This is a genomic window from Comamonas sp. F1-6, assembly GCF_039581415.1.
Taxonomy (GTDB): domain Bacteria; phylum Pseudomonadota; class Gammaproteobacteria; order Burkholderiales; family Burkholderiaceae_C; genus Comamonas; species Comamonas thiooxydans.
Genome location: NZ_JBCPWN010000080.1, coordinates 1 through 251, shown reverse-complemented (window position 1 = coordinate 251; position 251 = coordinate 1). Strand labels below are relative to the sequence as shown.

The 251-nt window shown below is 64.5% G+C and carries 1 pseudogene; it reads left to right on the top strand.

The annotated features are described in order from the left end of the window. A pseudogene (locus tag AAIL66_RS24390) lies at window positions 1-251 on the top strand (protocatechuate 3,4-dioxygenase); the annotation flags it as partial.

Below are 251 nucleotides of genomic sequence, written 5' to 3'. Positions count from 1 at the left end.
ATTGCCCAGTCCGTGATCCAGCAGGACTTCGATCTGACCATCGTCAACAAGATGGACGTGGACCACGGCCTCACGGTGCCTCTGTCGCTGATGTGCGGCGAGCAGGACCCCAAGACCGGCTCCTGGCCCTGCCCGGTGATCCCCTTCGCCGTGAACGTGGTGCAGTATCCCGTGCCCACCGGCCAGCGCTGCTTCAACCTGGGCCGCGCCATCCGCAAGGCCGTGGAGAGCTACGACCAGGACATCAACGT